Source organism: Frigidibacter sp., assembly GCF_030695035.1.
In the GTDB taxonomy this organism is placed as follows: Bacteria; Pseudomonadota; Alphaproteobacteria; order Rhodobacterales; family Rhodobacteraceae; genus Frigidibacter.
In genome coordinates, this window is record NZ_JAUYTT010000008.1 from 98,168 (window position 1) to 119,236 (window position 21,069).

Genomic DNA, 21,069 nt, shown 5'->3' on the forward strand with positions numbered 1-21,069 from the left:
AAACGCAAAACGCCCCTCTTTCGAGGGGCGCGTGCAATCTCACTTCAACACGATCAGCCGGCGCGCGTCTGCCGCTTGCGCTCATGCGGGTCGAGATGGCGCTTGCGCAGGCGGATGATCTTCGGGGTCACCTCCACCAGCTCGTCATCGTCGATATAGGAGATGGCCTCTTCCAGGCTCATCCGCACCGGGGTGGTCAGCCGCACCGCTTCATCCGTGCCCGAGGCGCGCATGTTGGTCAGCTTCTTGCCCTTCAGCGGGTTCACCTCGAGGTCATTGTCCCGGCTATGCTCGCCGATGATCATGCCCTCATAGACCTGCTCTTGCGCGCCAAGGAACAGCTTGCCGCGGTCTTCTAGGTTCCACAGCGCGAAGGCGACGGTGGTGCCATTCTCCATCGAGATCAGCACGCCCTGGCGACGGCCCTGGATATGGCCCTTGAAGGGGGCCCATTCGTGGAAGATCCGGTTCAGAACGCCGGTGCCGCGGGTGTCGGTCAGGAACTGGCCGTGATAGCCGATCAGCCCGCGCGAAGGGACATGGGCCACGATCCGGGTCTTGCCGACGCCGGCGGGGCGCATCTCGACCAGATCGCCCTTGCGCTCGCCGGTCAGCTTGTCGATCACCGCGCCCGAGTATTCATCATCGACGTCGATGGTGACTTCCTCGATCGGCTCCATCCGCTGGCCGCCCTCTTCCTTGAAGATCACGCGCGGACGGCTGATCGACAGCTCAAAGCCCTCACGGCGCATGTTCTCGATCAGAACGCCCATCTGCAATTCGCCGCGGCCCGACACGATGAAGGCCTCGCCGCCCGGCGTGTCCTCGATCTTGATGGCCACGTTGGACTCGGCCTCTTTCATCAGCCGCTCGCGGATGACGCGGGACTGCACCTTGGTGCCATCCTTGCCGGCGAGGGGCGAATCGTTGATGCCGAAGGTCACGCTGATGGTCGGCGGGTCGATCGGCTGCGAGGGCAGCGGCACGTCCAGCGACAGGTCGCACAGCGTGTCGGCAACGGTCGCCTTGGTCATGCCGGCCACGGTGACGATATCACCGGCCTGCGCCTCGTCGATCGGGGTCTGGCCGAGGCCGCGGAACGCGAGGATCTTCGACACGCGGAACTGCTCGATCCGCTCGCCGGTGCGCGACAGCGCCTTCAGCGTGTCGCCGATCTTCAGCGTGCCGCTTTCGACGCGGCCGGTCAGGACGCGGCCCATGAACGGGTCGGACCCGAGCGTGGTCGCCAGCATCTGGAACGGTTCGGCCTGGCGCGCCACCTGCTTGGGCGACTGCACATGGCGGATCACGGTGTCGAACAGCGCGGTCAGATCCTTGCGGGGACCGTCCAGCGACATGTCGGCCCAGCCAGAGCGGCCCGAGGCGTAAAGGTGGGGGAAATCCAGCTGTTCGTCGGTCGCACCAAGGTTGGCGAAGAGGTCGAACACCTCGTTCAGCGCCCGGTCGGGTTCCGCATCGGCCTTGTCGACCTTGTTGAGGATCACGATGGGGCGCAGGCCAAGCGCCAGCGCTTTGGCCAGCACGAATTTGGTCTGCGGCATCGGGCCTTCGGCGGCATCCACCAGCAGGCACACGCCATCGACCATCGACAGGATCCGCTCCACCTCACCGCCGAAATCGGCGTGGCCGGGGGTGTCGACGATGTTGATGCGGATGCCGTCATGCTCGACGCTCGTGCATTTCGCCAGGATGGTGATCCCGCGCTCGCGCTCGATGTCATTGCTGTCCATCGCCCGTTCGGTCGTGGCCTGGTTCTCGCGGTAGGTCCCCGACTGTTTCAGAAGCTCGTCCACCAGGGTGGTCTTGCCGTGGTCAACGTGCGCGATGATCGCAATATTGCGAAGGTCCATGATATCGTCCTGTATGCTGCGCCGCCGCGCATAGACGATGTTCCCCCGAAAGGCCAGCGGAATAAGGTCTGGGCCGTGACGCAGCCGTGCTGGTGGCAGGCCGGGATGTGAGGATTGGCTATGGAATACGACGTGGTGGCAGAGTTTGAGGCTTGCCTTGTGGGACGAAGCTGCGTGATCGGGCGGGGGGAGCACGGCTGGGCCTTCGACCTGACGGGCGGGGTCTTCTTGACCGTGAGTTGCCCTTGGCGGATCGTGTCCGGTGGTGGAATCGCCTTCGGGTCCGGGGACCATGGCGAGTTGTTCGGCGGCACGTCGCCCGTCGATGGCGAGGCCGAGGCGCAAGGGGCGCTCGACGGCAAGGTGATCACCGCGGCGAGCGTGGACAGGCAGACAGCGGACCTGACACTGCAGTTCGGGCAGGAGACACGGATCGATCTCTTCAACGCCTCATTGGGCCATGAGGGCTGGCAGGCAGGCTACGGTCCTCGTGAGAACGGCTGGTCCGTGATCGCGCTCGGCGGCGGGGAGCTGTCGTTGATCGGGATCGACCTCAATGAACCGAGGTTTGCGACAGAAGATTGATGACGGCGATCCCGGCGATGATCAGTGCGATGCCGACGACGGCCCAAAGATCCAGTTTCTGCCCGAAGACGAAATAGCCCGAGGCCGAGATCAGCACGATCCCGATGCCCGACCACAGCGCATAGGTCACCCCCAGCGGGATCACCTTCAGCACCTGCATGAAGAACCAGAAGGCGCCGCCAAAGCCCACCACGATCCCGACCGAGGGCCAGAACCGGGTCAGCTGCTGGCTGGCCTGCAGGCACGATGTGCCGAAGGTTTCGAACAGCACGGCGATCAGCAGGTAGATGTAGGTTTTCATCGGCGGGGTCCGGCAAGGAGGTTGCCCTGCCTATATCCCCGATTTTTGCCCGGCGGAATGCCTGAAGCGACAGATCACGCGGGTCTGAGGTCAGGCCGCGACATACCAGTCGCGCCGGTGGTTCATGGCGATCACCCCGTTCAGCACCAGCGCCCCCAGCAGCGACCAGGCCACCTGCATCGGCTCCAGCACGAAGGCCGAGGCGACGAACAGGCAGGCGTCGAAGCCAAGCTGCACCCAGCCGGCGCGGATGCCGAAGCGGTCCTGCACGATCACCGCGATGATCGACACTCCGCCAAGCGAGGAGGCATGGCGGAAGAGCCCCAGCAGACCCGCGCCCGCCACCACGCCGAACAGCACGGCCGCGGCGCCGGGGTGGATATGGGCGATGGTCACATAGGGCGCCATCGCATCGGCGAGGGCCGAGACGGCGGCGACAGAGACAAAACTCTTGATCGCGAAGACCCGGCCCTTGCGCGCCCAGGCGATGCCGTAGAAGGGCAGGTTGATGACGAAGAACACCGCGCCAAAGCTCCAGCCGGTACCATAGGCGATGACCAGCGCGAGGCCCGCGGTGCCGCCCGTGACCAGCCCCGCCATCCGCAGCAGGTGGATGCCAAGCGCGCATTGTACGGTGCTGATGAACAGCCCCTGGGCATCCTCCAGCCGGCTGTAGCGCGGCGTGGCGGCAGTGGTGAACGCTGGGGGATTAAGGTCAGTGGCCATGACCTAAATGTCGCAGTGCAGCACCATTTGTAAAGTGCCGGTTCTGCAACTCAACTGCGCGTGCCGCGCATGGCTCACATAAGGGGCTCAGGTCGCGATATACCGATCCCGCCGATGGTTCAGTGCGATCACCAGATTGACCACCAGCGCCCCAAGCGCCGACCAGGCCACGGTGATCGGGTCGCGGATCAGCAGCGCCACCGAAAACAGGCAGGCATCGAAGATCAGCTGGGTCCAGCCCGCCCGGAACCCGGTGCGGTCCTGCAGGTACAGCGCGACGATGCCAACGCCGCCAAGGCTCGCCCCATGCCGGAACAGCGCCAGCAGCGCCGAGCCCGAGACAAAGCCGAACAGCACCGCCCCGACCCAAGGGTTCAGGTCGGCGAAGGAGATGTAGTTCGGCAGCACCGCCACCATCCCCGACAGCAGCGCCACGGCGATGAAGGTCTTGATGGTGAAGCGCAGCCCCATGCGCCGGTAGCCCAGCCAGTAGAAGGGCAGGTTGACCGCGAAGAATACCGGGCCAAAGCCCCAGCCGGTCGCATAGGAAATCAGGATCGCCAGCCCTGCCGTCTGCCCGGTGATCATCCCCAGATGGGTCAGGATCACGATGCCGAAGGCCGCCATGCCGGTGCCATAGAGGATGCCTTGCGCATCCTCGATCAGGTTGTGCCGGCTGACCGGGGCAGGGGCGGGCTCGGCGGTGGCGGGGGAGAGGGATGTCTGGCTCATGCCCGTTCTGTGCCGCAAGCGCGGCCCGGCGTCCAGCCCGCACCAGCACCTCCCGCCGCGCACCAAAATGTCGCAGGCAACTTTGGCTTGCCTTGGGCGTTGCCGCTGACGCAGTTTGCATCCCACATCAAACGTCCCTGCGCCGTGTCCGGCCGCGCAAGGACGCCGGAGACCGACATGAACGACACCTTGCAGGCCCTGTTTGCGGGCGGTGGACCGGCCGCGGAAGAGCTGCGGGGCGTGGACTGGACCGCCCATCCGCTCGGCCCCCCCGACCTCTGGCCCCCGGCGCTGAAGGTCGCGGTGCAGATGATGCTGGCCTCGGAATTTCCCAAAAGCCTGTTCTGGGGCCCCAAGATGATCTCGCTCCACAACTCTGCCTTCCGCATCATCCTCGGCGACAAGCCCCCAGCGCAGGGCCAGCCGATGCGCGCGGTCTGGGCCGAGGTCTATGACGAGGTCGAACCGCTTGCCCGCCGCGCGCTGCAGGGCGAGGCGGTGTTCGTCACCGACATGCCGCTGACCATCAACCGCCACGGCACCCCGGAACAGGCCTTCTTCACCTTCTGCTACAGCCCGATCCGGGATGAGACCGGCGCGGTCGCCGGCTTCATCGACACGGTGATCGAGACCACGCCGCGGGTGATCGCCGAACGCGAGCTGGCGATCCGCAATGCCGAGCTGACGCACCGGATCAAGAACACCTTCTCGATCATCTCGGTCATCGCCCGGCAGACGCTGCGCGGCGCCCCGGATATGGAAACCGCGTGGCAGGTGCTGTCGCAGCGGCTGGGGGCGCTGGCCGAGACCCATAGCGTGCTCTCGGCCGAACATCATGTCGCAGCCCCGATGGATGAGGTGGTCACTGCCGCCCTGCGCCCGCACCGCACCGGCGAGGGCCGCTTTCACCTGACCGGCGGGCCGATCCGCCTGCGCGAGCAGCAGGCGCTGGCCCTGTCGCTGGCGCTGAACGAACTGGCGACCAATGCGGTGAAATATGGCGCGCTCTCCGCCGAGGGCGGCCGTGTCGATCTGGCCTGGGCGGAAGAGGAGGGCCCGGCTGGCCCGCAGGTGCGCTTCACATGGGTAGAGCGCGGCGGCCCGCCGGTCGCGCCGCCCACCCGCCGCAGCTTTGGCAGCAGGCTGATCGAACAGATCGTGCCACAGGATTTCGGCGGCAGCGCGCAGCTGGACTACGCGCCGGACGGTTTCAGCTACACCCTTGTCGGCAAGCTTGGCCCAAGCGCCTGACGCGGAATGCAAACGGGGCCGGCATCGCTGCCAGCCCCGTGTCACATCCTAGGCGTGGCTATCAGCCCACCAGCGCCTTGTTCAGGTACTCGTCGACCTTCTCGAGGTAACCCATCGTGGTCAGCCATTTCTGATCGGGGCCGACCAGCAGCGCCAGATCCTTGGTCATCCAGCCATCTTCCACCGCATCCACCGTGACCCGCTCCAGCGTCTCGGCAAAGCGCAGCAGCGCCGCGTTGTCATCCAGCTTGGCGCGGTGCTTGAGGCCGCCGGTCCAGGCGAAGATCGACGCGATGGAGTTGGTCGAGGTTTCCTTGCCGGCCTGATGCTGGCGGTAATGGCGCGTCACGGTGCCATGCGCCGCTTCCGCCTCGACCGTCTTGCCATCGGGCGTCATCAGCACCGAGGTCATCAGGCCAAGCGAGCCGAAGCCCTGCGCCACGGTGTCCGACTGCACGTCGCCATCGTAGTTCTTGCAGGCCCAGACATAGCCGCCCGACCATTTCATCGCCGAGGCGACCATGTCGTCGATCAGGCGGTGCTCATAGGTGATGCCCGCCGCCTTGAACTTGTCGGCGAACTCTTCGTCATAGACCTTCTGGAACAGATCCTTGAAGCGCCCGTCATAGGCCTTGAGGATGGTGTTCTTGGTCGACAGATACACCGGCCAGCCCTTGACCAGCCCGTAATTCATCGAGGCGCGGGCAAAGTCGATGATCGAGGCATCGAGGTTGTACATCGCCATCGCCACACCGGCAGCCGGGGCATCGAACACGTCACGCTCGATCACCGTGCCATCGTTGCCGACGAACTTGATGGTCAGCTTGCCGGCGGTCGGGAAGTGGAAATCGGTGGCGCGGTACTGGTCGCCGAACGCATGGCGGCCAATGACGATCGGCTGGGTCCAGCCCGGCACCAGCCGCGGCACGTTCTTGCAGATGATCGGCTCGCGGAAGATCACGCCGCCGAGGATGTTGCGGATCGTGCCGTTGGGCGACTTCCACATCTGCTTGAGGCCGAATTCCTCGACCCGCTGCTCATCGGGGGTGATGGTCGCGCATTTGACGCCGACGCCGTGTTCCTTGATCGCCAGCGCAGAGTCGATGGTGATCTGGTCATTGGTGCGGTCACGCTCTTCGATCCCGAGGTCGTAATATTTCAGGTCGATGTCGAGATAGGGCAGGATCAGCTTTTGCTTGATGAAGTCCCAGATGATCCGGGTCATCTCGTCGCCGTCGAGCTCGACGACGGGGTTGTCTACCTTGATCTTGGTCATTGGCTTCTCCGCTTGGGTGACTCTGCTTGGCGCTGCATAGCCGAAAACCGGCGGGCGGGGAAGGTGGTATGCAAAGGTATACTGGCCGGGCGGGCGGATTTTTGTGTCGCAGGGGGAATGGGTGCGTTTGGTTGCGCGGCACGGACTGGCCCGCATAGTGCAAGCTTAGTTCGGGCGGGAATAGGCGAGGCACTGCCTCGCCCCGCCCGTGCGTGACCTGTCGTCCGGAGCCGCCGGCAGCGAGAAACCGAATGAGGACAGCGCCCGACCTGGCGGGCGAGAAGCGCCCGCCGGGGGCGGGGCGGGCGCTGGCCGGGCCCTTTGGGGGCCCGTCCGGTGCAGATTGACAAGTCACTGAGTGGCGAAGGCGATGGCCTTCGCCAAAGATGCCGTTGAAAGCGCTACACTCCAACGTCAGCGCGCGTCAAAGAACGCCCGTGTCCGCGCCCGCACCCAGTCCCACAGCGCCGGGGCGCCTCGGGCGACCTTGGCGCCCACACGGGCGTCCAGCTGCTCCGCGGTCACGTTGTAGCTGATCCACGTCCCGCCGCCGCTTTCGATGTTGTGCATCACCGGCTGCACCCGGTCCAAAGCCTTGGCGAACACCGCATCCGGCGTCTCCGCCGCCTCGAACTCTTCCCACAGCGCCCGCAGATCGGCACCCAGATCCGCTGGCAGCAGCCCGAAGATCCGGTCCGCCGCCGCAGCCTCGGCCGCAACCGTCTCCGCACTGCCATGCGCGGCGCCGTTCGCCGAATGGATCGGCACATCGCCCACGTCGATCTCGACCAGATCATGCAGGATCAGCATCCGCACCACCCGGTCAATGCTCACCCCCGGGCCGGCCTGATCGGCCAGAACCATCGCGTACAGCGCCAGATGCCAGGAATGCTCGCCGGAATTTTCACGCCGCGAGCCATCGCAGAGCGTGGTGGCGCGCAGGACGTGCTTCAGCCTGTCGGCCTCGTTCAGGAACGCGAACTGCGCCGCCAGCCGCGCGCTCACCCGCGCACCTTCGCCAGCGCCGCCTCCAGCGTGCGGCGGCCGCGGCGTTCGGCCAGCCGCAGCCGGATCGAGGTCATGAAGGTTTCCTGCAAGGTGGGCGACAGCTCGCCCACCGATTTCGCGACCTTCTCATAGAACCGGTCATCCCCAAGCTCATCGAGCGCGTCCAGGACGTCCCGGGCAAGCTCGTCGGCCAGATCGTCCAGCAGCGCCATGGGGCCCCCTTAGCGCGACACTTCGCCCAGACGGCGCTTCACATAGTCGCTGACCGTGGTGATCATCGGCGTCATATGCGCCTCGTCATCCTTGAAGAAGTGGTCCGCGCCCTCGACCAGATGGTGGGTCACGGTGATGCCCTTCTGCTCGCGCAGCTTGCCCACCAGGGTCGCGGTATCCTTCGGCGGCGCCACGCGGTCGGCAGTGCCGTTGATGATGAGGCCCGAGGAGGGGCAGGGCGCCAGGAAGCTGAAATCATACATGTTTGCCGGCGGCGAGACGGAAATGAAGCCGGTGATCTCGGGCCGCCGCATCAGAAGCTGCATGCCGATCCAGGCGCCAAAGGAAAAGCCCGCGACCCAGCAATGCTTGGCATTGGGGTTCATCGCCTGCAGGTAATCCAGCGCCGAGGCGGCATCCGAAAGCTCGCCGATGCCCTGGTCATACTCGCCCTGGCTGCGGCCAACCCCGCGGAAGTTGAAGCGCAGCACCGTGAAGCCAAGCTTGTGGAACGCGTAGTGCAGGTTATACACGACGCGATTGTTCATGGTGCCGCCAAACTGCGGATGCGGATGCAGCACGATGGCAATCGGGGCGTCTCGTTCTTTCTGGGGGTGGTATCGGCCTTCCAGACGGCCCTCGGGGCCGGGGAAAATCACTTCGGGCATCGCCTCGCCTGACTTTTTTGCGGGACCGTGCGAGACCATTCTTGACGGTTTCGGTCGGAGACCCTAGAACTATTCTAACTTCCGGTCATGGGGCATCTCCCCAAGCCGGACCGCCGGGTGGATTGGAGTTAAGCGGCCTTCCCCGCGGCGTCAATGTCTTTGGCGCAGAGGTATGCATGAAACTCTCGACGAAAGGCCGCTACGCGATGGTGGCGCTGGTGGACCTGGCTACGGCCCGGCCCGAGCAACTGACCTCGCTGGCCGAGATCTCGAAACGGCAGGACATTTCCCTGCCGTACCTGGAGCAGCTCTTCGTGAAGCTGCGCCGCGCGGGCCTTGTGGACTCGGTCCGCGGCCCCGGCGGCGGCTACAAGCTGGCGCGTGACCCGGCCGAGATCCGCATTTCCGAAGTGCTGGAGGCGGTGGATGAAACCGTCAGCGCCATGCACACCGGCGCCGGGGTGACGGGCGGCGTGTCGGGCAGCCGGGCGCAGTCGATGACCAACCGGCTGTGGGAAAGCCTTTCTGCTCAGGTCTATGTCTTCCTGCACCAGACCACGTTGGGGGATGTGATGAAGAACGCGCTCAAACCCTGTCCCGCGGTGCCCTCGCTGTTCCGCGTCGTCGACGAGTAAAGGACGCCGCCCGTGCCAACCCGCGCCTATCTTGACTGGAATGCGACCACGCCCCTGCGCCCCGAGGCGCGGGCGGCGATGATCGCGGCCATGGATGTGGTGGGCAACCCCTCCTCGGTCCATGCCGAGGGGCGGGGGGCCAAGGCGCTGCTGGAACGTGCCCGCGGCCAGATCGCGGCGGCACTCGGGGCCGAGGGCGCCGACATCGTCTTCACCTCCAGCGCGACCGAGGCGGCGGCGCTGGCCCTCGCCGGCCGCGGCCTCGCCTCGGCGGCAGTGGAGCATGACGCGGTGCTGGCCTGGACCGATGCCAGCCTGCCGGTGGATGGCGAGGGGCGGGTAACCGTCACTGACCCTGCCCGCAGTACGCTGCAGCTGGCCAACAGCGAAACCGGCGTGGTGCAGGATCTGCCCGCGGGCCTCGCGGTTTCCGACCTCACGCAGGCCTTCGGCAAGCTGCCGCTCGCCTTCAACTGGCTCGGCTGCGACATCGGACTTGTCAGCGCGCATAAACTCGGCGGCCCCAAGGGCGTAGGCGCGCTGGTCCTGCGCCGCGGGATCGAGCTTCCCGCCCAGATCAAGGGCGGCGGGCAGGAAATGGGCCGCCGGGCCGGGACCGAGAATCTGATCGGCATCGCCGGCTTTGCCGCAGCAGCCGAGGCAGCGGCGCGCGATCTGGCCAATGGGGTCTGGGAAGAGGTCGCCGAACTTAGAAATATTCTAGAATGGGCGGTGGAATCCTGCGCCGAAGATGTTACTTTTGCCGGCAGAGACGCGGCGAGGCTGCCAAACACCACCACGATCATCTGTCCCGGCTGGAAGGGAGAGACCCAGGTGATGCAGATGGATCTGGCGGGATTTTCGGTCTCGGCAGGATCAGCCTGCTCCAGCGGCAAGGTGCGCGCAAGCCGCACCCTCGCCGCGATGGGCCATGACGCCGCCGCCGCGGCCAGCGCGATCCGGGTGTCGATCGGCCCCCAGACCACGCGCGACGAGATAGAGCGCCTTGCCGAGGCATGGCTGAAAGCACGGGCGCGCCACCGGGCGCGCGCTGCATGAACTTCGCGCCGTAAGGTGCTGTAACGGAACGGAAAGACGATGGCGCTGGAAACCGAGATCGAGACCCCCGAGATGGAAGCCCCAGAACTTCAGGTAGGCGAACTGGAAGTGCGCGAAGGCGTCGACCGCGAAACGGTCGAGACCGTGGCGAACATGGGCAGCTACAAATACGGCTGGGACACCGATATCGAGATGGACTATGCCCCCAAGGGCCTGTCCGAAGACATCGTGCGCCTGATCTCGTCCAAGAATGACGAACCCGAATGGATGCTGGAATGGCGCCTGCAGGCCTATCGCCGCTGGCTGCAGCTGGAAGAGCCGCGGTGGGCGATGCTCAACTATCCCGAAATCGACTATCAGGACCAGTTCTACTACGCGACGCCCAAAAGCATGGCCGAGCGCCCCAAAAGCCTTGAGGATGTCGATCCCAAGCTGCTGGCGACCTATGAAAAACTCGGCATCCCGCTGAAGGAGCAGATGCTGCTGGCGGGCGTCGAGGGCGCCGAGGAGATCACCTCGGGCCGCAAGGTCGCCGTCGATGCGGTGTTCGATTCTGTCAGCGTCGGCACCACCTTCAAGGCCGAGCTCGCCAAGGCTGGGGTCATCTTCTGCTCGATCTCGGAAGCGATCCGCGAGCATCCGGAACTTGTGAAGAAATACCTCGGCACCGTCGTGCCGCAGTCGGACAACTTCTTCGCCACGCTCAACAGTGCCGTGTTTTCTGATGGCAGCTTCGTCTACATCCCGCCGAACACCAAATGCCCGATGGAGCTGTCCACCTATTTCCGCATCAATGCCGAGAATACGGGGCAGTTCGAACGCACCCTGATCATCGCCGACAAGGGCAGCTATGTCAGCTATCTCGAAGGCTGCACCGCGCCCAAGCGCGACATCGCGCAGCTGCATGCGGCCGTGGTGGAAATCGTGCTGCTGGACGATGCCGAGGTGAAATACTCCACCGTCCAGAACTGGTATCCGGGCGATGAAGAGGGCAAGGGCGGCATCTACAACTTCGTCACCAAGCGCGCCGATTGCCGGGGTGCGCGGTCCAAGGTGATGTGGACGCAGGTCGAAACCGGCTCGGCGATCACCTGGAAATACCCCTCCTGCCTTCTGCGCGGCGATGACAGCCAGGGCGAGTTCTATTCCATCGCCATCGCCAACAACATGCAGCAGGCCGATACCGGCACCAAGATGGTGCATCTGGGCAAGAACACCAAAAGCCGGATCGTCTCCAAGGGCATCTCGGCGGGCAAGGCGCAGAACACCTATCGCGGCCTTGTGTCGATGCACCCCAAAGCCACCAACAGCCGCAACTACACCCAATGCGACAGCCTGCTGATCGGCTCGGGCTGCGGCGCGCACACGGTCCCTTACATCGAGGTCAAGAACAACTCGAGCCGGGTGGAGCATGAGGCGACGACCTCCAAGGTCGATGACGATCAGCTGTTCTACTGCCGCTCGCGCGGGATGGACGAGGAGGAAGCGGTGGCGCTGGTCGTCAACGGCTTCTGCCGCGAGGTGCTGCAGGCGCTGCCAATGGAATTTGCCATGGAAGCGCAGGCGCTGGTGGCGATCTCGCTGGAAGGATCGGTCGGATGATTGTCACCACCACGCCAACCGTCGAAGGCCACCCGATCGCCCAATACCACGGCATCGTCACCGGCGAGGCGATCTTGGGTGCCAATATCGTGCGCGATCTCTTCGCGGGGATCACCGACATTCTGGGCGGCCGGTCGGGCGCCTATGAAAAGGCGCTGGCCGAGGCGCGGGAAACCGCCCTGCGCGAGTTGGAGGAGCGGGCGGCCGCAATGGGCGCAACCGCCGTGGTCGGCGTCGATCTGGATTACGAGGTCATCAACAACATGCTGATGGTCTCGGCTTCGGGAACCGCCGTCACACTCGGCTGAGGCCGGATCATTCACGGGGGCACTGGCCCCTAGACACCCCACTATCGCGCCCGGCGCGGGACATAAGGATCAAGGAAAAATGCTGGAAATCAAGAACCTGCATGTGAAACTTGAAGAAGAGGACAAGGTGATCCTCAAGGGCGTCGACCTGACGGTCGAGGCTGGCAAGGTCCATGCGATCATGGGGCCGAACGGGTCCGGCAAGTCCACGCTGTCCTATGTGCTCTCGGGCCGCGGCGGCTATGAGGTGACCGGGGGCTCGGCGACGCTGGACGGCGCCGAACTGTTGGATATGGAGCCTGAAGAGCGCGCCGCGGCCGGCCTGTTCCTGGCCTTCCAGTATCCGGTGGAGATCCCGGGCGTCGGCAACATGACCTTCCTGCGCACCGCGGTGAATGCGCAGCGCAAGGCCCGCGGCGAGCCCGAGGTCAGCGCGGCAGAGTTCCTGAAGCTGGTGCGGGCGCAGGCGAAACTGCTGAACATCGACGCCGAGATGCTCAAGCGTCCGGTGAATGTCGGCTTCTCGGGCGGCGAGAAAAAGCGCAACGAAATCCTGCAGATGGCGATGCTGGAGCCGCGGATGTGCATCCTCGATGAAACCGACAGCGGCCTCGATGTCGATGCGATGCGGCTGGTGGCGGACGGTGTGAACGCCCTGCGCGACGGCAAGCGCGGGTTCCTTGTGATCACCCACTATCAGCGGCTGCTGGACCATATCAAACCCGATGTCGTGCACATCATGGCCGATGGCCGCATCATCAAGACCGGCGGGCCGGAACTGGCGCGGGAAGTCGAAGAGAACGGCTATGCCGATATCTTGGCGGAGGTGCAGTGATGGCAGCGCCAAAGCCCCGCAGCGACCTGCGGGCAGAGCTTACCGCGGCGCGGCTGGCAGCGCTGGACCTGCCGCAGGGCGGCTTCACGGCGCCCGCGCGCGCCGATGCGCTGGCGCGGCTTCAGGCGATGGGCCTGCCGACCCGGCGCGACGAGTACTGGAAATACACCGACCCGACCGCGCTAACCGCTGCCGACGCGTCGCCCGCCGCGGTGCTGGTGGACGCGGAAGCGCCGGTCTTCGAAGCTATCGACCGGCTGAAGATCGTGTTCGTGGACGGCGTCTTCGATGCTGCTGCCTCCGACGATCTGTCGCTGGAAGGCCTCGAGATCTCGCGTCTGGCCGAGGCTGGCGACATCCACTGGGCGCAGGGCCTCTACGGCACGCTGGAGGCGAAGGGCCAGATCCCGGTCGCGCGCCCGCTCGCAGTGCTGAATTCCGCGGCGGCAACCGATGGGGTGCTGATCCGGGTGACGGGGCGGGTGAGCAAACCCGTGGAGCTGATTTATCGCCATATGTCAGAGGCTTCCGACGCGATCCTCCACCACTTTGTGAAGATAGAGCCGCAAGCTGATGTAACTGTTCTGGAATCCGGCCCCGGCGCTTCGCGGTTCAACACCGTGATGGAAGTCGACCTTGGCGCCCATGCCAGCTTCCACCATATCCGCGTTCAGGGGCGCGACCACCATCGCCGTGCCGTGACGCATGTGTTCGCGCGCATCGCGTCCGAGGCGACGTTCAAGTCATTCACGCTGACGATGAACGGCGCGCTGACGCGGAACGAGGCGGTGCTGGACATTGTCGGCGACCATGCCACCGCCCACATCGCGGGCGCCACCGTGGGGGATGCGAAAACCGTGCCGTTCCATCAGGATGACACCGTTTTCGTGACCCATGCCGGCACCCATTGCGAAAGCCGGCAGGTGTTCAAGAAGGTGCTGAAGAACGGCGCCACCGGCGTGTTCCAGGGCAAGATCCTGGTGAAGCCCGGCGCGCAGAAGACCGATGGCTACCAGATCAGCCAGGCCCTGCTGCTCGACGGCGACAGCCAGTTCCTGGCCAAGCCCGAGCTGGAAATCTACGCCGATGACGTGAAATGCTCGCATGGCTCCACCTCGGGCGCCATCGACGACACGGCGCTGTTCTACCTGCGCTCGCGCGGGGTGCCGCTGGCCGAGGCGCAGGCGCTGCTGGTGCTGTCCTTCCTCGGCGATGCGATTGCCGAGATCGAGGACGCGGATATCGCCGAGGCGATCACCGCGCGGCTGGAAGCCTGGCTGGCGCGCCGGCGTTGAGGGGGCGCTGAGCAATGGCGCTGACCGATGATATCCTGTCGACTTGGCGCAACCCGCGCCGGGTGATGGCGCGGATCCTGGATGCCGGGCCGCGGGAAGACCGGGCGCTGGTGTTCCTGCTGGTCGCGGTGCTGGTGATCTATGTCTCGCTCTGGCCGGCCCTCTCGCGCGCCGCCGTGCTGATGCCCGAGGCGCCGCTGGCGCAGCGGCTGCTGGCCGCCTTCTTCGGCGTGCTGCTGCTGGTGCCGTTGGCCTATCCGCTGGCGGCGCTGAGCCACCTTGCCAGCCGCGCGGCGGGCGGGCAGGGCACATGGCAGGGCGCGCGGATCGCCCTTTTCTGGGCGCTGCTCGCCGTCTCGCCGCTGATGTTGCTGCGCGGCCTTGTCGCAGGGCTGATCGGCATCGGGATCCAGCTGCAACTGCTGGACCTGCTGGTCTTTGCCGGCTTTCTGTGGATATGGCTGTCGGGACTTTGGGTGGCAGAGTTTCGGGGGACCTGATGCAGCTTGAACTGAAATCTCTGGTGATGCTGGCGCGCGAGTCCGTTGCCGATCCGCGCGGCGTGGCGCGTAGCCTGATGGCGATGAACCTGCCGATGGAGGCGCGCTGGCTGGGCATGGCGGTGACGGTGGCGCTGTCTGTGCTGCTGACGCAGCTGGCGCTGCTGGTGATGCAGGTGCCGAGCGGCGGCCAGCTTGGCGGGATGATGGGATCGCCGGCGAGCGCCGCGGCGACGCAGCTGGGGATCATGCTGGCGCTGTCGCTTGGCATCGGCCATGTCGGGCGGATGCTGGGCGGCAAGGGCAATTTCCCCGATGCGCTGCTGCTGGTGACCTGGGCCGAGTTCGTGCTGGTGCTGTTGCAGGTGATCCAGATGGTCGCGGCGCTGATCTTCCCCTTCTCCTCGGTGCTGATCGGCTTTGCCGGGGTGGCGCTGTTCTTCTGGCAGCTGACGCAGTTCACCGCCGAGCTGCATGGCTTCACCAATCCGGTGAAGGTGTTCTTCGGGCTGCTGGCGGGCTTCTTCGCCGCGGCCTTTGCGCTGGTGGTGGTGCTGTCAATCCTGGGGGTGTCCCCGGCCGAGCTTGGAGCCTGAGCGATGTATGATGTCGAGAAGATCCGTGCCGATTTCCCGATCCTTGCCCGCGAGGTGAACGGCAAGCCGCTGGTCTATCTCGACAATGGCGCCTCGGCGCAAAAGCCGCAGGTGGTGATCGACGCCGTCACCAACGGCTATGCGCACGATTATGCCAATGTCCATCGCGGGCTGCATTACCTCTCGACCGTCTCCACCGAGAATTACGAGGCGGTGCGCGGCAAGGTGGCGCGATTCCTGAATGCGCCGTCGGAAGACCACATCGTCTTCACCTCCGGCACCACCGAGGCGATCAACCTTGTCTCCTATGCCTGGGCCGCGCCGCGGCTGGCCCAGGGCGATGAGATCGTGCTGTCGGTGATGGAGCATCACGCCAATATCGTGCCCTGGCATTTCTTGCGCGAGCGGCAGGGCGTGGTGCTGAAATGGGTGGAGCCAGAGGCGGATGGCAGCCTCGATCCGGTGAAGATGCTGGCAGCCATCGGCCCGCGCACGCGGCTGCTGGCGGTGACGCACATGTCCAACGTTCTGGGGACCAAGGTCGATGTCGCCGCCATCTGCGCGGGCGCGCGGGCGAAGGGCGTGCCGGTGCTGGTCGATGGCTCCCAGGCGGCGGTGCATATGCCGGTCGATGTGCAGGCCATCGGTTGCGATTTCTACGCCATCACCGGCCACAAGCTCTACGGCCCCTCTGGCTCCGGCGCGATCTTCATCCGGCCCGAGCGCATGGCCGAGATGCGCCCCTTCCTCGGTGGCGGCGACATGATCCGCGAGGTTGCGCGCGAGACGGTGACCTATGCCGACCCGCCGATGCGCTTCGAGGCCGGAACCCCAGGCATCGTGCCGCAGATCGGCATGGGCGTGGCGCTGGACTATCTGATGGCGCTTGGCATGGACAACATCGCCGCGCATGAGGCGGACCTGCGAGGCTATGCGCAAGCGCGCTTTGCCGGGCTGAACTGGCTCAACGTGCAGGGCCACGCCCCGGGCAAGGGCGCGATCTTCTCCTTCACGCTGGAAGGCGCCGCCCATGCCCATGACATCTCCACTGTGCTCGACAAACGCGGTATCGCGGTGCGGGCTGGCACCCATTGCGCCATGCCGCTGATGACGCATCTGGGCGTGGGCGCCACCTGCCGCGCCAGCTTTGGCCTCTACAACACGCGCGCCGAAGTGGATGCGCTGGTGGGTGCCCTGGAGCTTTGCCACGACCTCTTCGGCTGAGGCGCCTCTTCCCCTTCGTTTTGGCTCAAATATCCTCGGGGGGCGCGGGGGGCAGAAGGCCCCCCGCCGCTGGCCACAAGCGCGCCCTCAGGACTTCTCATCCTCCCAGTCACTCCCCACCGCCTCGCGATCACTCGCGGCTTCCTTCGCCGCCATCTTGCGAACCTCGGCGAGGTCCTCTGCGCGGGCGTCCTCCGGCGTCTCGCCCGCCTCCACGGGCGCAAGCTGCAGACGGAACAGCATCGGGAAATGGTCCGAGCCGATATCCGGCAGGCGCCGCATCTCGACCAGCCGGAAGCGCGGGTCGTGGAACAGGTGGTCCAGCGGCCAGCGCAGGATGGGGGAGCGGGCATCGAAGCTGTTGTAGAAGCCGCGCCCGACGCGGGGGTCCAGCAGGCCCGAGAGCCTCTGGAAGCGCCGGGTGGTCAGCGACCAGGCGACATCGTTGAGATCGCCGGCGACGACGGAGGGCAGGGGGTCCTCCGAGGTCTCGATCCCGATCATCCCGATCTCGGCATCGCGGCCTTCGGTGTCCTGGCTCGGCACCGGGGGTTCGGGATGTACGACATAGAGGCGGAAGAGAGAGTCATTGCGCAGGCGGATGGTCGCGCGGATCGAGGGCACCTTGTCCACCAGCAGCTCGCGCAGTTCATGCTCGGCAATCGGCAGGCGCGACAACAGGGCCATGCCATAGCCGTTGTCGAGCGGGTGGATGATCCGGTGCGGGTAATCGGGGTGTAGTGCCGCCAGCGCCTCGGCCCAGTCCGCATCCCCCTCGATGGCCATGACGATGTCGGGCGCCTCCTCCTGCACAAGGGTGATCAGCCGGTCATAGGCGCGGTTCGACAGCTTCACATTGGCGGCCAGCAAGGACACCTGCGCCTGCGGGTCCTCATGCTCCGGCCGCAGCGACTGGCGGCGCCAGAGCGGGGTGAAGCGGATGACATGCGCGGCCTGGATCGCGGCGGCAAGCAGCATCACGGCGCCGAGGATCGCGCCCCAGGGCGGCGGCAGGAAGGCATAGAGCACGGGGGCGAGCGCGAGGGCCAGCCCGCAGATCTGCAGCCGCGGAAAGTCGCAGGACCGCACCGCCCCATGCGCGACGCGCAAGAAGGGCAGGAGGGTCATCAGCAGCAAAAGCGCGGCCAGCGCCCCCGCCAGCCCCAGACCGATCATCGAAATCGCTGTCATCATGCCGTCCCGTCCCCTGTCAGTCCCTGTCCCCGTCCACAACCCCTCGGCTTTTGCCGGGTTCCAACGGCGGGTTCCAACGGTCAGGCCCCGCCACAGCGGGGGCAGCCAGAGTTGCACGGATTGCACCGATCCCATAGCCCCAAACCCCGCTTGCGAAGCGGCGCCGGCACGGCTATAGACGCCGCAGGCACCCGTAGCTCAGCTGGATAGAGCGCTGCCCTCCGAAGGCAGAGGTCACTGGTTCGAATCCAGTCGGGTGCACCAATATTCTCATGATCCTGTCGATGTGGTGCCGAGGTTCCTCGAACCGTTGGCCTGTGCCGTGTGGCATGGCACAGCCGTTCGCCCCCGCCTCAACCCACCACCCCCCGCCGCGGTGACCACGGCAGTGCCCGGCCATACCCGAACCGCATTACCAGATCCGGCCGCATCCCGGGCTCGCCGATCAGCGCGGCCAGGTCGGGGCGCAGGGCGGGCACCTCGACCGGCTGGTTGAGGAAGGCGTGTTTGAGGCCAAGCGCGGTGGCGGTCAGGGCGAAGCGCTGGCAGGCGCGGCCCACGGCGACCCAATGGGCGGTGTCCTCGCGGTCGGCCACGAACACCGCGAAGCCGGCGGAGGTGGCGGTGTGGCGGGCGTATTTGTCATTCTCGGCGGCGGTGGTGAAGACCTGGTCGAATGCGAAGCGGCCAAGCGCGTCGGGCAGCACCGGATTGCCGCTGGCGGCGGCATAGAGCCCGTCGCCGGTCTCCATCGCGCTGCGGGGGGAGAAACGCAGCCAGTGCTTCAGCTCGGCGATGAAGGCGGGGTCGGCCATCTGGGCGGTGTTGCCGGCGATGATCAACTCGCCGATCTGGTCCATCTGGGGCCGGTCGGTGATGAGGATCAACCGCACGCCCGGCATCGCGCCGGCCTGCTGCAGTTGCGCCAGATCGGCGGCGGGGACCGGGCGCCCGTCATACTCGGCGCGGGTGGACTGGCGGGCGGGGATCGCGGCCAGCAGCGGGTCGGGCCGCGTGGGGCCGTCCGTGTAGCGATAGGTGAGGGCGCCAAGCGCCTCTGCCTCACCCGGCCGGCCGGTGGCGGTGGCGGCGATGGCCAGCGTCTCCATTGTGCAGCCGAGGCTGACCCAGAGGTGATGGTCATCGGGATCGACCACCGGCGTCGCGCGGGTCAGGTCGGGATGCAGGGTGATCGCGCCCGGCGCGGCCTCGAACCGCCAGGGCTGAGTGTTGTGGCCGCTGGCGGCGAGGCTGGCGGTGCGCAGGAGGTCGGCCATCGGCGGGTTGTCTGCCAGCGGCGCGCGCAGGCGGGCGATGTAGCGGGCGTAGCTGCCCTGCGAGCCGGTGGCGGCGCGCCATCCGGCCGCGCCTGCCGCGCCAAGGGCGAGGGTGGCGGCGGCGCCGGTGAGAAGGTGGCGTCTGTTCATCTGCGGATCCTCTTTGCCCCTCCCTTTGCCCCCGCAGAGTCGCACCGGGCGCGCGGGTTGTCGTTGATCTCGGTCAGCCTGGGGGCCGGCTACCAGCGCAGCAGGCGCGGCCCCAGAAGCCGGCCGGCGGTGCCTGCGATGACGATGCCAAGGCCATACCAGCAGACATAGAACAGCGGGCTGTCCTCGGGGCAGTGCAGCGCGTAGAGCGCGGTGGCGGCGGCTCCGGCGAGGAGGCCGGCCAGCAGGCCGGTGCGGGCCGGGTAGGTGCTGGCGCCGCGGCGCAGGGCGAGCAGGCTGGCGGCGAGGGGCAGGACCGCCAGCGCCGGGATCGAGATCAGGCAGGCGAGGGCGGTGTTGCCGAGCCAGGCTTGCTCCCACGCGGCGGGCGGGGTGGTGGCGAGGCCGGTGGCGAGAAGCGCCAGTGCGGCGGCCCCCAGCAGGGCCAGCGGCGCGACGGACGGCCGCGCCTCGGGCCGGGCCGAGCGCAGGGCGAGGGTGAGGGCGGTGGCGGCCATCACCAGCGGCAGCGCCAGCTTGGCGGCCACGGCGGGCTGCATCAGCGCGGCGGCGAGGCCCGGGCGCAGGCCCCAGACGGTCAGCAAGGCAAGGCCGGCCAGCGCCAGCGCGGGCAGCAGCCAGCGCGCCAGACCCGCACCCATGCCCGGTTCGGCGGGCGTGTCGGCGGCAAGGGCGGCGATCAGCTGGTTGGTCTTCATTCGAGGTGCCTTTCCCTGAGTGCGGCGAGCCGCTTGAAGGCGCGGTGCAGCACCACCCGCACCGCGCCTTCGGTCATCTCCAGCCGGCGGCTGGTCTCGGCGATCTCCTCGCCGTCGATCCCGATCGCCTTCACGATCTCGGCGGAGCGTGGATCGAGCCGGGATATCATCCGCAGCGCGTCGCCAGCTTCGGTCGGGTCCGGCCCCGGATCGGCCGGCAGCAGTTCGGCAAAGTCGCCGATGGGCAGGTCCACCCGCCGGCCACGGGCGCGGAAGGCGTCGATCACCTTGTGCCGCGCGATGGCATAGAGCCAGGGGCGCAGCGGCGCGTCGCTGCGCCATGTATGGCGCTTCAGATGGATCGCCAGCAGCACCTCTTGCACGATATCCTCGCAGCCCTCCGGCCCCAGGCTGCCGCCCCGCGCCCGCACCAGTCCGCGCAACATGGGGGTGATGGCGTGCAGGAAACGGCCATAGGCGCGGGCGTCGCCCGCATTGGCGGCCCGCAGCAAAGCCGCCCACTCAGCCTCTGTCATCTGCATCCTGCCTGCCAGTTCGGGGCGCGGGGGCGCTTTGTTACAGCCGTGGCCACGGTATTGCGGGAATTGTGGGATTGCCAACACGGATGCGTGAGCGGCGTAACAAAGCTTTCGCCCGGCCCGACTGGTGTTGCGGGAACCGGCTGACGGGGCCTGAGCAACGCAACATTCCTGAGGAGACACCGAGAATGACCCATATGTCCAACACGCTGACCCTGGCCGCCTCGCTGGCGACGGCGCTGACCCTTGCCGCCGGCACCGCGCAGGCGGCCGAGATGGAGAAATGCTACGGCGTGGCGCTGGCCGGCCAGAACGACTGCGCCGCGGGCCCCGGCACCACCTGCGCCGGCACCTCGACGATGGACTATCAGGGCAACGCCTGGAAGCTGGTCCCGGCCGGCACCTGCGTGACGATGGAAACCCCGAAGGGCATGGGCTCGCTGGAGCCGATGGCGATGTGAGGCGCGGGGGGCGGGATATCCCCGCCCCCGACTTTCCGATGGCC

At 66.6% G+C, this 21,069-nt stretch carries 24 protein-coding genes and 1 tRNA gene; 13 read left to right on the forward strand and 12 right to left on the reverse strand.

Annotation, left to right across the window (positions count from 1 at the left end):
- Nucleotides 1-53: 53 nt before the first annotated feature.
- Nucleotides 54-1,871: a translational GTPase TypA gene (typA, locus tag Q8S30_RS04585; protein ID WP_305664859.1), complete on the reverse strand. Its 1,818-nt coding sequence runs from the start codon at nucleotides 1,869-1,871 to the stop codon at nucleotides 54-56.
- Nucleotides 1,872-1,991: 120 nt separating this feature from the next.
- On the opposite strand from typA, the gene Q8S30_RS04590 reads away from it, so the two are divergent.
- Nucleotides 1,992-2,456 carry a hypothetical protein gene (locus Q8S30_RS04590; protein WP_305664860.1) on the forward strand — a complete coding sequence of 155 codons (465 nt, stop codon included), beginning with the start codon at nucleotides 1,992-1,994 and terminating at the stop codon, nucleotides 2,454-2,456.
- Here Q8S30_RS04590 and Q8S30_RS04595 read toward each other — a convergent pair.
- The 3 genes from Q8S30_RS04595 to Q8S30_RS04605 all read right to left on the reverse strand — a co-directional run bounded on the left by Q8S30_RS04595 (nucleotide 2,425) and on the right by Q8S30_RS04605 (nucleotide 4,215).
- Nucleotides 2,425-2,757 carry a multidrug efflux SMR transporter gene (locus Q8S30_RS04595; RefSeq protein ID WP_305664861.1) on the reverse strand — a complete coding sequence of 111 codons (333 nt, stop codon included), beginning with the start codon at nucleotides 2,755-2,757 and terminating at the stop codon, nucleotides 2,425-2,427. The genes Q8S30_RS04590 and Q8S30_RS04595 overlap by 32 nt on opposite strands.
- Nucleotides 2,758-2,847: 90 nt before the next feature.
- Entirely contained in the window at nucleotides 2,848-3,483 is a 636-nt protein-coding gene (locus tag Q8S30_RS04600) for a YitT family protein (protein WP_305664862.1), read from the reverse strand.
- An 87-nt stretch (nucleotides 3,484-3,570) separates the two neighbouring features.
- Nucleotides 3,571-4,215 carry a YitT family protein gene (locus tag Q8S30_RS04605; RefSeq protein WP_305664863.1) on the reverse strand — a complete coding sequence of 215 codons (645 nt, stop codon included), beginning with the start codon at nucleotides 4,213-4,215 and terminating at the stop codon, nucleotides 3,571-3,573.
- A 177-nt stretch (nucleotides 4,216-4,392) separates the two neighbouring features.
- Here Q8S30_RS04605 and Q8S30_RS04610 point away from each other — a divergent pair, with 177 nt between their 5' ends.
- Nucleotides 4,393-5,466, forward strand: coding sequence for a sensor histidine kinase (locus Q8S30_RS04610; protein WP_305664864.1), 1,074 nt, complete (start codon nucleotides 4,393-4,395; stop codon nucleotides 5,464-5,466).
- 61 nt (nucleotides 5,467-5,527) lie between these two features.
- Here Q8S30_RS04610 and Q8S30_RS04615 read toward each other — a convergent pair whose 3' ends face one another.
- The 4 genes from Q8S30_RS04615 to Q8S30_RS04630 all read right to left on the reverse strand — a co-directional run bounded on the left by Q8S30_RS04615 (nucleotide 5,528) and on the right by Q8S30_RS04630 (nucleotide 8,631).
- On the reverse strand, nucleotides 5,528-6,742 hold the full coding sequence (locus tag Q8S30_RS04615) for an NADP-dependent isocitrate dehydrogenase (RefSeq protein WP_305664865.1): 1,215 nt from the start codon (nucleotides 6,740-6,742) through the stop codon (nucleotides 5,528-5,530).
- A 414-nt stretch (nucleotides 6,743-7,156) separates the two neighbouring features.
- On the reverse strand, nucleotides 7,157-7,747 hold the full coding sequence (locus tag Q8S30_RS04620) for an HD family hydrolase (RefSeq protein ID WP_305664866.1): 591 nt from the start codon (nucleotides 7,745-7,747) through the stop codon (nucleotides 7,157-7,159).
- The gene (locus Q8S30_RS04625) at nucleotides 7,744-7,962 is read right to left on the reverse strand and encodes a hypothetical protein (protein ID WP_305664867.1); all 219 of its coding nucleotides are present in this window, start codon (nucleotides 7,960-7,962) and stop codon (nucleotides 7,744-7,746) included. Before Q8S30_RS04625 ends, Q8S30_RS04620 begins: the two co-directional genes overlap by 4 nt.
- A gap of 9 nt (nucleotides 7,963-7,971) precedes the next feature.
- Complete coding sequence (locus Q8S30_RS04630) at nucleotides 7,972-8,631, reverse strand: alpha/beta hydrolase (protein ID WP_305664868.1); 660 nt, start codon at nucleotides 8,629-8,631, stop codon at nucleotides 7,972-7,974.
- A 176-nt stretch (nucleotides 8,632-8,807) separates the two neighbouring features.
- Here Q8S30_RS04630 and Q8S30_RS04635 point away from each other — a divergent pair, with 176 nt between their 5' ends.
- The 9 genes from Q8S30_RS04635 (at nucleotide 8,808) to Q8S30_RS04675 (ending at nucleotide 16,685) form a co-directional block, all read left to right on the forward strand.
- Nucleotides 8,808-9,266: an Rrf2 family transcriptional regulator gene (locus Q8S30_RS04635; protein WP_305664869.1), complete on the forward strand. Its 459-nt coding sequence runs from the start codon at nucleotides 8,808-8,810 to the stop codon at nucleotides 9,264-9,266.
- Nucleotides 9,267-9,278: 12 nt separating this feature from the next.
- Complete coding sequence (locus tag Q8S30_RS04640) at nucleotides 9,279-10,325, forward strand: cysteine desulfurase family protein (RefSeq protein WP_305664870.1); 1,047 nt, start codon at nucleotides 9,279-9,281, stop codon at nucleotides 10,323-10,325.
- Between the two features lie 72 nt (nucleotides 10,326-10,397).
- A complete protein-coding gene (gene sufB / locus Q8S30_RS04645) occupies nucleotides 10,398-11,927 on the forward strand; it encodes a Fe-S cluster assembly protein SufB (RefSeq protein WP_305665662.1) in 1,530 nt (509 codons plus the stop codon).
- A complete protein-coding gene (locus Q8S30_RS04650) occupies nucleotides 11,924-12,235 on the forward strand; it encodes a heavy metal-binding domain-containing protein (protein WP_305664871.1) in 312 nt (103 codons plus the stop codon). Before sufB ends, Q8S30_RS04650 begins: the two co-directional genes overlap by 4 nt.
- Nucleotides 12,236-12,314: 79 nt before the next feature.
- Nucleotides 12,315-13,070, forward strand: coding sequence for a Fe-S cluster assembly ATPase SufC (gene sufC, locus Q8S30_RS04655; RefSeq protein WP_305664872.1), 756 nt, complete (start codon nucleotides 12,315-12,317; stop codon nucleotides 13,068-13,070).
- Nucleotides 13,070-14,365 (forward strand): Fe-S cluster assembly protein SufD, encoded by a 1,296-nt coding sequence (gene sufD, locus Q8S30_RS04660; RefSeq protein WP_305664873.1) that lies wholly within the window; start codon nucleotides 13,070-13,072, stop codon nucleotides 14,363-14,365. Before sufC ends, sufD begins: the two co-directional genes overlap by 1 nt.
- 14 nt (nucleotides 14,366-14,379) lie before the next feature.
- Nucleotides 14,380-14,865, forward strand: coding sequence for a YIP1 family protein (locus tag Q8S30_RS04665; protein WP_305664874.1), 486 nt, complete (start codon nucleotides 14,380-14,382; stop codon nucleotides 14,863-14,865).
- Nucleotides 14,865-15,461: a YIP1 family protein gene (locus Q8S30_RS04670; RefSeq protein WP_305664875.1), complete on the forward strand. Its 597-nt coding sequence runs from the start codon at nucleotides 14,865-14,867 to the stop codon at nucleotides 15,459-15,461. The genes Q8S30_RS04665 and Q8S30_RS04670 overlap by 1 nt, the downstream gene beginning before the upstream one ends.
- A gap of 3 nt (nucleotides 15,462-15,464) precedes the next feature.
- Nucleotides 15,465-16,685: a cysteine desulfurase gene (locus Q8S30_RS04675; protein WP_305664876.1), complete on the forward strand. Its 1,221-nt coding sequence runs from the start codon at nucleotides 15,465-15,467 to the stop codon at nucleotides 16,683-16,685.
- Between the two features lie 87 nt (nucleotides 16,686-16,772).
- Here Q8S30_RS04675 and Q8S30_RS04680 read toward each other — a convergent pair whose 3' ends face one another.
- Nucleotides 16,773-17,876, reverse strand: coding sequence for an endonuclease/exonuclease/phosphatase family protein (locus tag Q8S30_RS04680; protein WP_305664877.1), 1,104 nt, complete (start codon nucleotides 17,874-17,876; stop codon nucleotides 16,773-16,775).
- A gap of 190 nt (nucleotides 17,877-18,066) precedes the next feature.
- On the opposite strand from Q8S30_RS04680, the gene Q8S30_RS04685 reads away from it, so the two are divergent.
- A tRNA-Arg gene (locus tag Q8S30_RS04685) sits at nucleotides 18,067-18,143 on the forward strand.
- An 89-nt stretch (nucleotides 18,144-18,232) separates the two neighbouring features.
- On the opposite strand, the gene Q8S30_RS04690 is transcribed toward Q8S30_RS04685, so the two are convergent.
- The 3 genes from Q8S30_RS04690 to Q8S30_RS04700 all read right to left on the reverse strand — a co-directional run bounded on the left by Q8S30_RS04690 (nucleotide 18,233) and on the right by Q8S30_RS04700 (nucleotide 20,561).
- Nucleotides 18,233-19,306 carry a nitroreductase family protein gene (locus Q8S30_RS04690; protein WP_305664878.1) on the reverse strand — a complete coding sequence of 358 codons (1,074 nt, stop codon included), beginning with the start codon at nucleotides 19,304-19,306 and terminating at the stop codon, nucleotides 18,233-18,235.
- 89 nt (nucleotides 19,307-19,395) lie between these two features.
- Nucleotides 19,396-20,025: a DUF1109 domain-containing protein gene (locus Q8S30_RS04695; RefSeq protein WP_305664879.1), complete on the reverse strand. Its 630-nt coding sequence runs from the start codon at nucleotides 20,023-20,025 to the stop codon at nucleotides 19,396-19,398.
- Nucleotides 20,022-20,561 carry a sigma-70 family RNA polymerase sigma factor gene (locus tag Q8S30_RS04700; protein ID WP_305664880.1) on the reverse strand — a complete coding sequence of 180 codons (540 nt, stop codon included), beginning with the start codon at nucleotides 20,559-20,561 and terminating at the stop codon, nucleotides 20,022-20,024. Before Q8S30_RS04700 ends, Q8S30_RS04695 begins: the two co-directional genes overlap by 4 nt.
- Nucleotides 20,562-20,752: 191 nt before the next feature.
- Here Q8S30_RS04700 and Q8S30_RS04705 point away from each other — a divergent pair, with 191 nt between their 5' ends.
- The gene (locus Q8S30_RS04705; protein WP_305664881.1) at nucleotides 20,753-21,025 is read left to right on the forward strand and encodes a DUF2282 domain-containing protein; all 273 of its coding nucleotides are present in this window, start codon (nucleotides 20,753-20,755) and stop codon (nucleotides 21,023-21,025) included.
- The last annotated feature ends 44 nt before the right edge of the window (nucleotides 21,026-21,069 follow it).

What these genes read in the sequence shown, in the direction of transcription:
- typA (WP_305664859.1), bottom strand. Translation starts at nt 1,871, where the DNA reads ATGGACCTTCGCAATATTGCGATCATCGCGCACGTTGACCACGGCAAG.
- Q8S30_RS04590 (WP_305664860.1), top strand. Translation starts at nt 1,992, where the DNA reads ATGGAATACGACGTGGTGGCAGAGTTTGAGGCTTGCCTTGTGGGACGA.
- Q8S30_RS04595 (WP_305664861.1), bottom strand. Translation starts at nt 2,757, where the DNA reads ATGAAAACCTACATCTACCTGCTGATCGCCGTGCTGTTCGAAACCTTC.
- Q8S30_RS04600 (WP_305664862.1), bottom strand. Translation starts at nt 3,483, where the DNA reads ATGGCCACTGACCTTAATCCCCCAGCGTTCACCACTGCCGCCACGCCG.
- Q8S30_RS04605 (WP_305664863.1), bottom strand. Translation starts at nt 4,215, where the DNA reads ATGAGCCAGACATCCCTCTCCCCCGCCACCGCCGAGCCCGCCCCTGCC.
- Q8S30_RS04610 (WP_305664864.1), top strand. Translation starts at nt 4,393, where the DNA reads ATGAACGACACCTTGCAGGCCCTGTTTGCGGGCGGTGGACCGGCCGCG.
- Q8S30_RS04615 (WP_305664865.1), bottom strand. Translation starts at nt 6,742, where the DNA reads ATGACCAAGATCAAGGTAGACAACCCCGTCGTCGAGCTCGACGGCGAC.
- Q8S30_RS04625 (WP_305664867.1), bottom strand. Translation starts at nt 7,962, where the DNA reads ATGGCGCTGCTGGACGATCTGGCCGACGAGCTTGCCCGGGACGTCCTG.
- Q8S30_RS04630 (WP_305664868.1), bottom strand. Translation starts at nt 8,631, where the DNA reads ATGCCCGAAGTGATTTTCCCCGGCCCCGAGGGCCGTCTGGAAGGCCGA.
- Q8S30_RS04635 (WP_305664869.1), top strand. Translation starts at nt 8,808, where the DNA reads ATGAAACTCTCGACGAAAGGCCGCTACGCGATGGTGGCGCTGGTGGAC.
- sufB (WP_305665662.1), top strand. Translation starts at nt 10,398, where the DNA reads ATGGAAGCCCCAGAACTTCAGGTAGGCGAACTGGAAGTGCGCGAAGGC.
- Q8S30_RS04650 (WP_305664871.1), top strand. Translation starts at nt 11,924, where the DNA reads ATGATTGTCACCACCACGCCAACCGTCGAAGGCCACCCGATCGCCCAA.
- sufC (WP_305664872.1), top strand. Translation starts at nt 12,315, where the DNA reads ATGCTGGAAATCAAGAACCTGCATGTGAAACTTGAAGAAGAGGACAAG.
- sufD (WP_305664873.1), top strand. Translation starts at nt 13,070, where the DNA reads ATGGCAGCGCCAAAGCCCCGCAGCGACCTGCGGGCAGAGCTTACCGCG.
- Q8S30_RS04665 (WP_305664874.1), top strand. Translation starts at nt 14,380, where the DNA reads ATGGCGCTGACCGATGATATCCTGTCGACTTGGCGCAACCCGCGCCGG.
- Q8S30_RS04670 (WP_305664875.1), top strand. Translation starts at nt 14,865, where the DNA reads ATGCAGCTTGAACTGAAATCTCTGGTGATGCTGGCGCGCGAGTCCGTT.
- Q8S30_RS04675 (WP_305664876.1), top strand. Translation starts at nt 15,465, where the DNA reads ATGTATGATGTCGAGAAGATCCGTGCCGATTTCCCGATCCTTGCCCGC.
- Q8S30_RS04680 (WP_305664877.1), bottom strand. Translation starts at nt 17,876, where the DNA reads ATGACAGCGATTTCGATGATCGGTCTGGGGCTGGCGGGGGCGCTGGCC.
- Q8S30_RS04690 (WP_305664878.1), bottom strand. Translation starts at nt 19,306, where the DNA reads ATGAACAGACGCCACCTTCTCACCGGCGCCGCCGCCACCCTCGCCCTT.
- Q8S30_RS04695 (WP_305664879.1), bottom strand. Translation starts at nt 20,025, where the DNA reads ATGAAGACCAACCAGCTGATCGCCGCCCTTGCCGCCGACACGCCCGCC.
- Q8S30_RS04700 (WP_305664880.1), bottom strand. Translation starts at nt 20,561, where the DNA reads ATGACAGAGGCTGAGTGGGCGGCTTTGCTGCGGGCCGCCAATGCGGGC.
- Q8S30_RS04705 (WP_305664881.1), top strand. Translation starts at nt 20,753, where the DNA reads ATGACCCATATGTCCAACACGCTGACCCTGGCCGCCTCGCTGGCGACG.